General features: G+C 58.1%; 11 protein-coding genes. 6 read left to right on the top strand and 5 right to left on the bottom strand.

Translation table 11 applies throughout. The features are described from left to right. Positions 1–113 precede the first annotated feature (113 nt). From SB725_RS08305 to SB725_RS08290, 4 genes are all read left to right on the top strand, one after another. Positions 114–725: a Yip1 family protein gene (locus SB725_RS08305; RefSeq protein ID WP_194940030.1), complete on the top strand. Its 612-nt coding sequence runs from the start codon at positions 114–116 to the stop codon at positions 723–725. Between the two features lie 45 nt (positions 726–770). Continuing rightward, complete coding sequence (locus SB725_RS08300; protein ID WP_410921540.1) at positions 771–2,114, top strand: cation:proton antiporter; 1,344 nt, start codon at positions 771–773, stop codon at positions 2,112–2,114. A gap of 188 nt (positions 2,115–2,302) precedes the next feature. Then, complete coding sequence (locus tag SB725_RS08295) at positions 2,303–2,599, top strand: hypothetical protein (RefSeq protein ID WP_059182974.1); 297 nt, start codon at positions 2,303–2,305, stop codon at positions 2,597–2,599. Between the two features lie 276 nt (positions 2,600–2,875). Then, the gene (locus tag SB725_RS08290) at positions 2,876–3,352 is read left to right on the top strand and encodes a hemerythrin domain-containing protein (protein ID WP_027923201.1); all 477 of its coding nucleotides are present in this window, start codon (positions 2,876–2,878) and stop codon (positions 3,350–3,352) included. Between the two features lie 69 nt (positions 3,353–3,421). On the opposite strand, the gene SB725_RS08285 is transcribed toward SB725_RS08290, so the two are convergent. Then, positions 3,422–5,344, bottom strand: coding sequence for a PAS domain-containing sensor histidine kinase (locus SB725_RS08285; protein WP_027923202.1), 1,923 nt, complete (start codon positions 5,342–5,344; stop codon positions 3,422–3,424). 147 nt (positions 5,345–5,491) lie between these two features. Here SB725_RS08285 and SB725_RS08280 point away from each other — a divergent pair, with 147 nt between their 5' ends. Continuing rightward, on the top strand, positions 5,492–6,244 hold the full coding sequence (locus SB725_RS08280) for a DJ-1/PfpI family protein (RefSeq protein ID WP_410921714.1): 753 nt from the start codon (positions 5,492–5,494) through the stop codon (positions 6,242–6,244). On the opposite strand, the gene SB725_RS08275 is transcribed toward SB725_RS08280, so the two are convergent. From SB725_RS08275 to SB725_RS08265, 3 genes are all read right to left on the bottom strand, one after another. Continuing rightward, the gene (locus SB725_RS08275; protein WP_027923204.1) at positions 6,225–7,124 is read right to left on the bottom strand and encodes a zeta toxin family protein; all 900 of its coding nucleotides are present in this window, start codon (positions 7,122–7,124) and stop codon (positions 6,225–6,227) included. The two genes, SB725_RS08280 and SB725_RS08275, sit on opposite strands and share 20 nt — an antisense overlap. Positions 7,125–7,252: 128 nt before the next feature. Then, the gene (locus tag SB725_RS08270) at positions 7,253–9,532 is read right to left on the bottom strand and encodes an ATP-dependent DNA helicase (protein ID WP_410921539.1); all 2,280 of its coding nucleotides are present in this window, start codon (positions 9,530–9,532) and stop codon (positions 7,253–7,255) included. Further along, positions 9,529–11,196, bottom strand: coding sequence for a VRR-NUC domain-containing protein (locus SB725_RS08265; protein WP_410921538.1), 1,668 nt, complete (start codon positions 11,194–11,196; stop codon positions 9,529–9,531). Before SB725_RS08265 ends, SB725_RS08270 begins: the two co-directional genes overlap by 4 nt. 171 nt (positions 11,197–11,367) lie before the next feature. Here SB725_RS08265 and SB725_RS08260 point away from each other — a divergent pair, with 171 nt between their 5' ends. Continuing rightward, positions 11,368–11,592, top strand: a complete 225-nt coding sequence (locus SB725_RS08260) for a YgdI/YgdR family lipoprotein (protein ID WP_027923207.1) — start codon at positions 11,368–11,370, stop codon at positions 11,590–11,592. A gap of 119 nt (positions 11,593–11,711) precedes the next feature. Here the strand turns inward: SB725_RS08260 and SB725_RS08255 are convergent, their stop codons facing one another. Further along, entirely contained in the window at positions 11,712–13,565 is a 1,854-nt protein-coding gene (locus SB725_RS08255) for a polyurethanase (protein WP_027923208.1), read from the bottom strand. Between the last annotated feature and the right edge of the window lie 73 nt (positions 13,566–13,638).

Here is a 13,638-nt window from a genome sequence, read left to right as displayed (position 1 = left end):
CAGTTGCCGAAGGCTGCTACAGGGCGCGGGTTTCAGCGGAAAAAATGAACCCCCGGCGAATATCCCCCCTCAATAGTGTTAAGCCCCCATCACGGGCCGCTGAGGAGGTCGTCATGTCCGCACCTATCGTGAAACTCTTCACCCAACCGAACTTCGCGTGGACTGATATCCGTCGCGAAGAAGAAGCGCAGCCGCGCCACTATCTCGCTCATTTGCTGCTGCTCGCCTTGATCCCCGCCGTGTGCCTGTTTATCGGGACCACCTATGTCGGCTGGAGCCTGGCCGAGAACGAAACGGTCAAGCTCAGCAGTGCCAGCGCCCTGCAGCTCTGCGTATTGCTGTACATGACTATTGTTGCCGGCGTCGCGGTGATGGGCGGTTTCATCCGCTGGATGTCGCGCACGTTTGACGCGCGCCCTACTCTCAATCAATGCATCGGGTTTGCCGCGTATACCGTGACGCCGTTCTTCCTGGCAGGCATCGCCGGGCTGTACCCGAGTCGCTGGCTCGCGATTCTGGTGCTAGGCGCCGCGTCGATCTACTCGACGTTCTTGCTGTTTGTCGGCTTGCCGACCTTCATGCACGAGCGCAAGGAACAAGGCCTGCTGTACGCCGCCAGCGTGTGGGGCGTGGGCTTGCTGGTTTTAGTGACTATTCTGGTGGAAATGATTCTGGTGTGGTTCAACCTGCTGTCGCCTGAATACCTGCGCGCAACGGTTGGGTGATCGCCTCAATTCCTGTACCGCACCTCCTGCCCGGCGAGTTAAGACATGAGCTTCATTCTATGGGTGGCGGTGCTGGGTGCCGTGCTGTTGACACTGGCGTTGACGTCGTCGTACCTGCGCTGGATGCCGGTGACCACCTCGGCAGTGTGCCTGGTGCTGGGCGTGGCCATCGGACCGGGTGCACTTGGTTTGCTGAAGCTCAACACCAATGACGCCGCTGACTGGATGGAGCACCTGACAGAAGTCGCGGTGCTCTTTTCGTTGTTCGTCTGCGGGCTGAAATTGCGCCTGCCGCTCAAGGACAAGACCTGGCGAATCGCTGTCGGGCTGGCCGGGCCGGTCATGGTCTTGACCATTGGCGGCGTCTGCCTGCTGTTGCACTACGGCTTCGGCGTATCGTGGGGCGCCTCGGTCCTGATCGGCTCGATTTTGGCGCCGACCGACCCGGTTTTGGCTGCCCTCGTACAGGTCAACGATGCACGGGATGACGACCGGGTGCGCTTTGGTCTGTCGGGCGAGGCCGGACTCAACGATGGCATCGCGTTTCCGTTCGTGATTCTAGGATTGCTGTTGTTGCAACACGACGGCGATCCCGGCTGGCTGGGCCACTGGGCGCTGAACAGTCTGCTCTGGGCCGTCCCTGCCGGTTTACTCACCGGTTATTGGATGGGGCGCGGCATCGGGCGCGTGACGCTGACGCTGCGTATCCAGAATGATGACAGTACGCTGTCGCCGAATGACTACCTCGCCCTTGCATTGATTGCCCTGGCCTATGTCGGGGCCGAAGCTATTCATGCCTATGGATTTCTCTCGGTGTTCGCCGCCGGCCTCGGCTTGCGTCAGGCGGAAGTCAGTACCACGGGCGAATCGCAAGAGCCCGCCGAGCATCTGGTCCAGCCCGTGGTGGGTCATCAGAATGTCGAACCGCAACATGCGATGCGTGGCGACACCGACCATCTGGAGGACGGCCAGGTGGCGGCGGGCATCATGATGAGTGACATGCTCGCCTTCGGCGGCCTCGTGGAGCGGGCCATGGAGGTGTTTCTGGTCACGCTGCTGGGCGTGGTGCTGATTGCCCACTGGGATTGGCGCGCCCTGCCCATCGGTGGCGTGCTGTTTTGCCTGATCCGACCGCTGAGTGTGGCCGTCATGCCTTGGGGCCGCTTGCTTGACTGGCGTCAGCGAGCCTTGATCGGCTGGTTCGGCATACGCGGCATCGGCAGTCTTTATTATCTGTTTTATGCGTTGAACCACGGGCTCGGGCAGTCGGTTGCGTCGCTGTGCACTGATCTGACCTTATCGGTGGTCGCGCTGAGTATCCTGATTCACGGCATCACCACCCAGCCGACCCTCGCCCGTTACGAACGCCTGAAAAAACAGATTATTTGATTTTTTCTCTGCATTTCATCTGCGGATTTATCGAATTTTCGCCTGCAAAAAATTGAAATCCCTTTTTCTCCCGGCAGTCACATATTCAATCCCGCTGTGTTTGTGTCGCGCGGGCTCCGACAGGTTCGGTTCCACTGTGGCAACGACGCCTATTCAAAGGAACCCTGGAAAAGAAAAAGGTGCCGGTCATGATCGAATGTTCCTCCCCCGATGAAATCAAAGCCTGCCGGGCATTCGCCCTGGAACGTAACCGTCAGATGTTCGAAGAGGCCCAGGACCTGAGCCGATGTGCGTTCGAGATGCTTGATGGCGGCGATCTGGATGTGGAACTGTTTGATCGCTATCGTGCATTACGCCGTAAAGCCGATTTGAAGTTTCAGGAAGCGATTGAGCATTTGCGCCTGCTCAACGAGGACTTCCCGCCGATTCCGCTGTCCGTCAGCAATTCTCATCCTCTGCGCCAGCAACTTGAACACCGAGCCTGAGCGTAAAAGAAGCCCGGCGATTGCCGGGTTTTTTTTTGCCTCCGAAACGACGCGTTGCCCGGGTTGCTCGTGCGGCACTGCGAACTGCATGAGGCAAATGCCGGACTCATGCAGCCTGCACGGGTGAAGTTGCCCATTAGGCGGCTTAACTAATTGATTTAAAAGACGGTTGATTCCAGCCAAAAATCGGCACGACTCCTGCTCTATTCCCTCAAGCGACTATCGGCCACTGAGACCGTGTGCGCTCATCCCCGTGACGACTTGAGAGACTTGACCATGAACGCCATCGATCTGTTGAAAGCTGACCATGAACGTGTAAAAGGCATCTTGAGCCAACTGAGCGAATCCACTGAACGCGGCGTTAAAAAACGCACGGAGTTGCTGGCCAAGCTTGAGATGGAAATCAGCATTCATACGCGACTTGAGGAAGAAGTCCTGTACCCGGCTTATAAAAAGGCCGGCGGCAAGGAGCAGGACGTGATGTATTACGAAGCCAAGGAAGAGCACCGCACCGTGGACTCGCTGGTGCTACCGGACCTTAAAGTCACCGACCCTTCCACCCCGGAGTTTGCCGGTCGAGTCAAAGTGGTCAAGGAACTGCTGGAACACCACATCGAAGAGGAAGAAACCGAGATGTTCCCGCAGGCGAAAAAACTGCTGGGCAAAGCGACGCTGGACGAACTGGGCGCGCAGATGGAAACGCTGAAGGTTCAGTACAAAAAAGAACTGAGCGACCGTAATCTCGCCGCTTGAACATTCACTTAAACTCGACGCTGTATCGGTGGCGAGGGAGCAAGCTCCCTCGCCACAAGTTACCCGTTGTCACTTCATGGCCTGGGCAATGATTTCAACAAGGTTGAGTTGAGTAAACGGCTTGGACAACCGCGGCAGTTCGACCGCAAAGCCTTCCAGCCGCTCGGCATACCCCGTGGCAAGGACAATCGGCTGGTCCGGCTGCAGGATCCGGATCGCGTGTGCCAGTTGTGCGCCATTCATCAGCGGCATGGCCATGTCGGTAATGACCAGATCGATACCCGGCGTGCTCGCGAACAGCTCCAACGCTTGGGCGCCGGATGTCGCACTGATCACCCGGTGGCCGAGGTCTTCGAGCAACAGGCCGGTGCTGGTCAACACCAGGCTGTCGTCGTCCACGACCAGGACGCACAGCCTGTACTCGGGGGACACTGCCTCGTCATCGGCAACCTCGGGAATGATCGAAGCCGTCGTGGCGGCAGGTATCCACAGTTCGGCTCGAGTGCCACTGCCCACCTGGCTCTTGAGGATAAATCGCCCGCCCAGTTGTTCGAGAAATCCATGAACCATCGACAACCCGAGGCCGGTGCCTTTGCCGACGCCTTTGGTGGTGAAGAAAGGGTCCATTGCCGACGCCAGGGTAACGGCATCCATGCCATCGCCCGTATCGGTGATGCTCATGCAAACATATTGGCCCGGCGCCAGGGCTAGCGCGCAATGTTCGTGAACCTCTTCAGTCTGGGCGCCGATGACGATTTTGCCACCATGGGGCATGGCATCGCGGGCATTGGTGGCAAGGTTGAGCACCGCCAGTTCGAGCTGATTATTGTCCGCCATGACCGGCACCAATCCTGGTGAAAAGCGGGTCTCGAGTTGCACTGACGGGCCGAGAGCGCTGCGCAACAGACCGCTGATTCCCTCGATCAATCCGGGTATTTGAAGTGATTCGGATTTGAGTTCCTGACGTCTGGCGAACGCCAGCATGCGCTGGGTCAGGGAAACACCGCGCAAGGCGCCTTGGGTGGCGTTGTCGATCAGCCGCATGACCTTCGGATCATCAGCGACGCGTTTGCGCACGATCTCAAGGTTGCCAAGGATCACCGTCAACAAGTTGTTGAAGTCGTGGGCAATCCCGCCGCTGAGTTGGCCGATGGCCTGCATTTTTTGCGCCTGGAACAACGCCTCGCGGGTTCGCTCAAGGTCTTGCTGGGCCAGGGTCGCCTCCGTGATATCGCGGGTAATCTTGGCAAAACCCAGCAGCGTGCCGGTATCGCCCCAGATCGGGTCCACCACGACATGAGCGTAAAACCGTGTACCGTCCTTGCGCACGCGCCAGGCCTTGTTTTCGAATCGTCCCTCTCGTATGGCCGTTTCCAATGCCCGTTGCGGTTCACCGGCTTCTCGGTCTTCAGGGGTATAGAACATCGAGAAGTGTTTACCGATGACCTCTTCGGGCCGGTAGCCCTTGATGCGCTGGGCGCCCTGATTCCAGTTGGTCAGGCATCCATCCGGAGCGAGCATATAGATGGCGTAATCAGTGACGCTTTGCACCAGCAACCGGAACTGTTGCTCGCTTTGCTTGAGGGTTTCCTCGGCCATTTTACGGTCGGTGAGATCCCGGGTGATTTTGGCGAACCCCAGCAACTTGCCGGTCGGGTCGAGAATGGGGTCGATCACCACGTGCGACCAGAAATGCGTACCGTCCTTGCGCACCCGCCAGCCCTCGCCTTCGAAACGGCCTTCATCAATGGCCGTGTCCAGTGCGCGCTGGGGCAAACCGGCACGTCGATCTTCTTCGGTATAGAACCGCGAGAAGTGCTGGCCGAGAATCTCCGCTTCCTCGTAGCCTTTGAAACGCCGGGCGCCGGAGTTCCAGCTGGTGATGATGCCATCGGGATCGATCATGTAGATCGCGTAGTCCACCACAGCATCAATCAGCAGGCGAAAACGCATCTCCTCGATGGAGTTGGTTTTGGACGGCACATCACTCATCGATCACACTCGCGACTATCGTTTTTATGGAGTATGCGGCAAACCATGGGTTTGGAAAGCCACAACTCGCTTGTTCAGTGGAGTACAGGCTGCAGACCACCTATGCTCGACGCCAACGGCCATTTCCGGCAGATAAAAGGCGCCTCCATGATCCTGATGTTATTGCCGACCTGCGACTACGACCCGACCGAGAGCAGCGTGCCCTGGCAAGCGATGCGCAGCGCCGGGATCGAGGTACGTTTTGCCACACCGCAGGGGTTGCCTGCCTACGCCGATTCGCGCCTGGTGGAGATTGGCTTTGGTCCGCTCAACCCGTTGCTGATGACACGCAAGCCCGACCTTGCCAGCTACAGGCAAATGACCGAAGACGCATCATTTCGTAAACCGCTGTCCTATGACGCTGTGGACCCGAGCAAGTTCGACGGGTTGTTGATTCCTGGTGGCCATGCCAAGGGCATGCGCAGCTTGCTGGAATCTGCTCAGGCACAGCGGATCGCCCTGCACTTTTTTTACGCAGACAAACCGGTGGCCGCAGTGTGTCACGGTGTTCTGCTGCTGGCCCGCACCCTCTACCCCGAAACTGGATTATCTGTACTTCGGGGGCGCAAGGTTACCGCGTTGCTAGCCAACACCATGGAGCTGCCTGCCTGGGCAATGACCGCGCCCTGGCTTGGTCGTTATTACCGAACTTACCCGCAGACGGTCGAGGCGCAAGTCACTGCCGCCCTTTCCAGCCCCGCAGATTTCCTGCGGGGCCCCTTTCTCGCCGTACGTGATTCGGCGGACCAGCCACGACGAGGTTTTGTCGTCAGCGATGGCCAGTTATTGACCGCTCGCTGGCCGGGAGACTGTCATCGCTTTGCCGCCGAATGGGTACGGCTTATCGGTACACGTATTTGACGATGTAGGCATACAGGTCGTTGTAAACGAAGTCAGGCACCAGTGTGGCGTGTGCCTGGGTTTTGAGTAATGCCAGGTGGCATTCCTTCAGCATCTCGTCACGCTCCCTCTTGGTGTAGACGTGGTTATTGATGATGTCGGCATAGGTGCTGTACGCGGTCGGAGCCGTTGGAGGGGTTACCTCGGTCGCGTCTTTGGTATAAGTCTTCTGGAAGCGCGACACCCGCTCTTTCAACCCGCCGAGGCCGCGTTCATACACCGTGATCTGTGAGCCGCTCACCGCTTTGGAAGCGGTTTCAAAAGCCAGGATGATCGCCTGTGCATTACTCATGCTGGCGTCGAGCGAGGCGAGCGTGACGAACCTTTCCAGTTCCTTTTTTTCCAGGCTGCTCAGGGCTCTTTTGATGCTCGACACGTGAGCGAACGCTTGAATGCATCCAACGATATGTGTCTCGAACTGATAGCCGGCGGCGGTTGCCAAGGGAGGAAAAGTGGCGAAGTCGAGGCTGTCGAACGCGCATTCCATGATGATGTTGTATTTGAGGGTGAAGGCTTCAGTGAAAATCTTACCGCTGACCTCCCGGACAAAAGCTTCCGTATGCTTATACGCATGCAGGACGCCACGCTTGATCATCTCGGCGTATTGGGGGTGTTTTTCTCGATACTCGGGCAAATAAAGGCGAACAAAATGCTCATAGCGCTTTGAAGGCAGAAGGTTTTTTTCCAGTAGATAGGTTTTGCCCGAGCCTTGCAAACCGGCAACGATCAGGACTTTGGGCGTCGCTTGGGCAGTGATGCCGCGAAACAACGTCGCTTTGATCTCATTGAAGGCGGCAGTGACCTGCTCCTGGGTGTAAACGTATTGCGGCGTTAGTGACATACCTTGATTTCCTTATCAAAGAATCGCTTGGAAGTGATGACCTGCCCTTTCAATAAAGCGCTGATTGGGCGTTTGTTCAAATCGGTGTGTCTTTCAAGATATATCACTGTTTTTTAAAAGGAATGTTCCTACTCGATAGCGCGAAAATGCGTCGGTTCAACCGACCACCAACGTGGGAACAGCTGTTTAACCTTGCTCTCGCCAAACCGGTCATCAATAAGCATCACCACCCCCTGATCCTGCTGGGTGCGGATCACCCGTCCTGCCGCCTGCACCACTTTTTGTACGCCTGGAAACAGGTAGGTGTAGTCATAACCGGCACCAAAAATGGCGGTCATGCGGTGTTTAATCTGTTCGTTGATCGGGTTGAATTGCGCCAGGCCCAGTGTGGCGATGAACGCGCCGATCAACCGTGCGCCCGGCAAATCGATACCCTCACCAAATGCACCGCCCAACACCGCAAAGCCGACACCCTGACTGTGCGCGGTGAACTGGTCGAGAAAGTCCTGGCGCTGCGCTTCACCCATTCCCCGGGATTGCGACCACAGCGTGATATGCGGATGACGCTCGGCCAGTAACTGCAAGACTTGCTGCAAATAGTCGAAGCTGCTGAAAAACGCCAGGTAGTTGCCGGGGCGCTGGCCAAACTGTCGGGCGATGAGTTCGACAATCGGCTCAAGCGACGCCTGCCGATGAACGAAGCGTGTGGAGATCTGGCTGACGATGTGCACCTGCAACTGGTCGGCATGGAACGGTGATTCCACGTCGATCCATACCGTGTTCGCCGGGGTGCCCAGCAAATCGTTGTAGTAATGTCGCGGGCTCAGTGTCGCCGAAAACAGCACTGTGCTGCGCGCAGCGGTCAGGCGTGGACGGATGAAACCGGCCGGCACGACGTTACGCAGGCACAGTTGCGACAACGGACGCTGGCGGTCGAGGTCGCGTTTGCTGATGTCGAACAGGAATTGTTCATCAAAAAGTTCGGCGACCCGACAAAACTGCAGCATCTCGAAGTAGAAACTTTGCAGCGTGCTGTCCAGTCCCTGCGGGTGATCGTTGAGGTAGTCGCCAATGCTCGCGTTGCATGTAAACAAAGCCTGGAGCAGTTTTTCCGGTGCCTTGTCGTACGCCTGATACGCACCGGGTTGCTGGTTATGCAGGGCATTCCATTCCCGGTTGACCCGCTGCAAGGATTTTTTCAGTACTTCAGGCGCGGTTTTGCGCACGCCGTTGAGGGTCGACTGGTCGAGACTGGCGCTGTACATCTGCCGGCCGCGCTCCACCAGATTGTGGGCCTCGTCGACCAGCACCGCGACCGTCCAGTTGTTGGCTTGGGCGAGACCGAACAGCAACGCACTGAAATCGAAGTAATAGTTGTAGTCTGCGACCACCACGTCTGCCCAACGGGCCATTTCCTGGCTCAGATAATAAGGGCAGATCTCATGGGCCAGCGCCACCTCGCGCAAGGCCGCCTGATTCAACAGGCTCAATTGGCTGGCAGCTTGGCGAGCGGCGGGTAATCGATCATAGAACCCTCGCGCCAACGGGCAGGATTCGCCGTGGCAGGCTTTGTCCGGGTGCTCGCAGGCTTTGTCCCGGGCGATCATCTCCAACACTCGAAGCGGCGGTGCACCGGTGCTTTGCAGGATCACCTGCGCCGCATCCAGCGCGAGCTTGCGTCCCGGCGTCTTGGCGGTGAGAAAGAACACCTTGTCGAGTTTTTGCGGCGCCAGAGCCTTGAGCATCGGGAACAGCGTGCCCACGGTTTTACCAATGCCGGTCGGTGCCTGCGCCATCAGGCAGCGCCCGGTACTGACGGCTTTGAACACGGATTCGGCCAGGTGACGCTGACCCGGACGAAAGCCCGCATGGGGAAACGCCAATTGTTGCGCGGCCTGATTGCGCACATCGCGATGGGCCATTTCCTGCTCGGCCCAGTGCAGAAACAGCGCGCAATGTTGTTCGAAGAACGGCTGCAGTTGCGCCGCGCTGAACGCCTCGACCAGACAGGTTTCCTTTTCGCTGACGATGTCGAAATACACCAGCGCCAGGTTGATCTGCGCCAGGTCCAGCTTGCGACACATCAACCAGCCATAGATCTTGGCCTGCGCCCAGTGCAGCTGTCGGTGGTTGGCCGGTTGTTTGCTCAGGTCGCCACGATAGGTTTTGACTTCTTCCAGGCAGTTTTGAGCTGGATCATAACCGTCCGCCCTGCCCTTCACGCTCAAGGTTTTGTACGTACCTTCCAGGGCCACTTCGCTTTGATATCCGTCACTGCGCCGGGACGCGACCGTGCGGTGCCCGACGATGCCTTCCAGCGCCGTCGGTGACGGGGTGAAACGCAAGTCCAGGTCGCCGACCTTGGCGGTGAATTCACACAGGGCCCGGACCGCGATGCTATAGCTCAAGCGCTCTGCTCCGCCCATTGCACGTAGCAGACCGCGATGGGCATCTGATGCTCATGACAGAATTCCAGCCAGCGCAATTGGTTGTCTTGCAGGCGGTCTCCCGGGCCTTTGACTTCGATCATGCGGTAGGTTTTTTGCTGCGGCCAGAACTGGATCAGGTCGGGCATGCCGGCGCGGTTGGCCTTGATGTCCAGCAGCAGGCGGTTGAACCAGTGCTTCAGATGTTCTGCCGGCAGACAATCGAGCGCCTGATCCAGCAACGTTTCGTTCAGGATGCCCCAAAACACGAACGGTGACTGCACGCCCCACTTGGCGGCATAACGTTCGCGAATCGTCTGCCGGTAACGAGCGTCATCGAGTTCGGCCAGGCATGCCTCGAACAGCTCGGCACGGCGCGCGCAAAAGTCTTCATTCAACAGGTCAACCGGCCCACGCTGGAACGGATGAAAGAACGCCCCCGGCAGCGGCGCGAAAATGGCCGGCCAGCACAACAACCCAAACAGCGAATTGATCAGGCTGTTCTCGACGTAATGCACCGGTGCCTGTTCTTCCTCCAGATGCGCCTGTACGTAATATTCCACCGACAGCGCCAGATCGGTTCTGGGCAACTGCAGATCCAGCCGTTGCATGGGCCGCGGGGCGGCTCGCTTGAGCGCCGGACCGCCGAGTTTGCGACGCAGTCTGGGCAGTACACGCAGTAAATGCTGATGCTCGGTGGCACTTTCCGGCAACTGCTGTGCGTGGTTCGCCAGGTCCAGGGCGAGCTGGTACTCACCGCAGCGCTCCAGCACACGAATCATCCGCACCCGAGCGCCGGGGTAGGCGCAATCGCGGTAGATTGTCAGCGCGCTGGAGAAATCGGCAATACGCTCGCAGTGCTGACCGATCTGGAACAGCAACTTGCCACGTCGACGCTGCAACCACGGGTTGCCGAGTATCAGCCCGTTGACCTGCTCGACGATGGCTGCCAGCGGCTCACCCGCTTCGAAATGCTGTTGGCACTGATGGAGGAACAGACAGGCGTCCACGTCGTCACGGCTGCGCAAACCCCGGGATTCGGCGCTGAATTCAACTTTTTCGTAGGTAAAGATGCCAAGGTCGGCCAGCACGAACTCGGACCAGTCCTGATAGAGGTTGCCGAAAAACATCAGTCGGAGCCGGTCACACAGGTCCTTGATGGTCAGGGTGAACAGTCGGTCATCCAGTGCCGGGCACCATTGGGCAAAGCTTTTTGGTTCTGGAAACTGCTCGCTTAACAGCGGCAGCCAGTCACTTTTCTTGCCTTTGGGCTGATCAATCGCAGCGCCAAGGCAGTGAACAATCTCGGCCTTGAGCAGCACGTCGAACAACTCCCCGATGTGCAACGGCGACTCATCAGAGATCCAGCCTGCCGCCAGCAACGGTTCGGCCGCGCTGACGATGTCACCGATTTCGGCATAACTCAGTTTGCCGGCCCTGAAATGCACACCCTTACGCATCACCATCCTGACCAGCAGCCCCCGCGACGCCTTGGGTAGCCGAGTGAAATCACCGATGAACGCTTGCTCTTCTACACTTAATACATCGGCATAACGATGTTCAAGCCAGTCAAGCACTTGCATGAAGTTGTTGAGGTAATAGAACGGGTCATCGAGGGGATTTGCAGTCACAAGGAAAAGCGCCATGGCAAGCGAGTACTGGTTATGCGTACAGATAACAGCTACCCACCGTGTGGTGCAAACGGAAAAAGATAAGCGGCGGCGTTATTCGGTCATTTTCGGGCGGGCATCGAACTTTCTGCCAATCGATGGCACCAACCGGCATAGAGGTTTTTTTCAGCATTGTGAGAGGTGGACATGAACATCAAAGCCCTGGGTTTTCCGCTGGCCGCAGCGGCCTTGTTGGTGCTGGCCGGTTGCTCGACGCCAACGGTGGTAACCCTGCAGAACGGCACCCAGTATTTGACCAAGGACATGCCGAAAACCAAGACCAAGGACGGCTTCTACGAATTCGAGGATATTTCCGGGGCGAAAATCAAGGTCAATGCCAAGGATGTGGCGACGGTTCGCCAGGAAGACTGAGGACCCAGTTATCGTTCTTCGCGAGCAGGCTCACTCCTACAGGGGTTTTGTGCCGTTCACAAATCCCTTGCAGGAGTGAGCCTGCTCGCGATGAGGCCCTTACCGGCGCCCCAAAAGCATCAGGCAATCACAATCCCTGTACCAGCCAGACTGTCCAGCCCAACCCCCACCAACGTCACCGAATCTCCACCAAACGTCAGCACCGTGTCATGCCCCACCGCCGTGGCGTGCGCCCTAAAGTCATCATTGGCCACCACGCCCTGAACGCCGAGAAACACCAGTTTGTCGTTCGCCTGATAACCCACGACCCGATCCTGGCCAAACGAACCACTGAACAGGAACGTATCGACCCCGCCGCCCGACTCCATCACGTCATTCCCTGCGCCGCCAACAAACACATCGTTGCCCTTGCCGCCGATCAAATGGTCATTACCGTCCAGACCAAACAGCCAGTCGCCCGTCGCCTGCGCCTTGAGCGTATCCGCCCCGCCACCGCCCTTCACCGATGAGGCGTACGCGGTCAAATGGTTACCGACCGCCAGGCCATTGGCCGTCACGCTGTGCGTCACGTCATCCTTGAACAGCCCCCAGAGAAATCCCGGTTCCTTGCTGACAATGCTGCCAATGTCACGGGTAATGCTGATGCCGCCATTGGCGTCGCGAAGGTACAGCGTGCCGGCGCCGTCATGGGCAAATTCGACGGCTTTCACAGACTGCTGCAAGTCCAGGACATTGTTGCCCTTGCCACCCAACAGGATGTTGTAGCCGCCGCCATCACGGAACGTGTCGTTACCGTCGCGCCCCTCCAGGTAGTCGTTGCCGTTGCCGCCCTGAATCAGGTCGTTGGCGTCGCTGCCGATGATGAACGTGCTGCCCTTGTGGGTTTCAGCGTTGCGATTGAGGTCTTGCACCCAAGTGTTGGCCCGTGCCGGGTCGGACAGGTTGGCCACGACGATCGTCGAGTCCTTGCTGGTGAGGTCGTAGAACTTCGATTCAATTACCCGGTTCATGCCGTCGCCGTAAGCGGTGGGCAGATGTGAGATCCAGGTCGGAATGTTGAGGATGGAATACGGCAGTACATTCCACGCCGTCGACGCGTAGTGATCGTTGAAGCTGACGATGTTATCGGTGGCCGACTCTTTGGGCGCATCGTGAACCCCCACCGACGACAGGTTGAACGATGAACCATCGAGCGCACGAAACACCGGATCGTTTTCATAGCCGACGTTGAGCACGTTGTCGGTGGCGCTTTGGGTGGGTGATGCGTAGGCGATGTAGTTGGAGTCCTTGAAGAACCCGCCCCAGGTGTCCGTGCTCAAGTCCGCCAGGCTGTTGACCGCCAACCCGCCGAGGCTATGGCCGCTGACCAGGACGTCTTTTCCCGACAAGCCATTGGCCTGGGCAAACGCCACAACGTCGCCGAGCAGGTTGCCGAACGCTTCGCCGACGTAATTTTTCGCGTAATCCTTGGGACCCAACGCTGCCAGCAGATCGTTGATCACGTCGCCAATGGAATCGCCGATCAGGGTTTCCCGTGGGCCGCTGGTGCCGCGAAAGGCGATGCCGATTTCGGTCAGGTGCCCCTGGGCATCGTACTTGCCGAGGATCTCGACTTGCGCCGTGTTGTAGCCGGCTTTTTCACCGAAGAAGGTTCCGTGCGCATCGACCTTGCCGTCATAGCCCAGTTGGGAGGCGGTGATGGGTGTCCAGCCGGCTTTTTGCACGGCATCCAGTGCGGCTTTTTCCGAATCGGGGTTCCAGGGGATGCCGGGAATGACGCCCTGGGAATTGGTGCCGCCGAGCAGCGCGGTGACCAATGTCGCGGGCAAGCCCAGGCCAAAACCGTTGTGCTGATACCCGGTGGCAAAGCCGTTGTCGAGGTTGTGATAGGAATACAGCGTGATTGCCATGGCGTCAGTAAACAACGCTTTGGAGTCCGCAGTACTGAAGTTTTTGTAGTCGTACACACCCATTGGTATTGCCTCTCTTTTGTTGGAATTGTCAGAGATGGCTCACAACCAGGACGCCTCGATCACGAAGCGCCCC

The sequence above is a fragment of the Pseudomonas sp. SIMBA_041 genome (genome assembly GCF_046535095.1).
Lineage (GTDB): Bacteria > Pseudomonadota > Gammaproteobacteria > Pseudomonadales > Pseudomonadaceae > Aquipseudomonas > Aquipseudomonas mucoides.
This window is presented reverse-complemented; position numbering and strand designations above follow the sequence as displayed.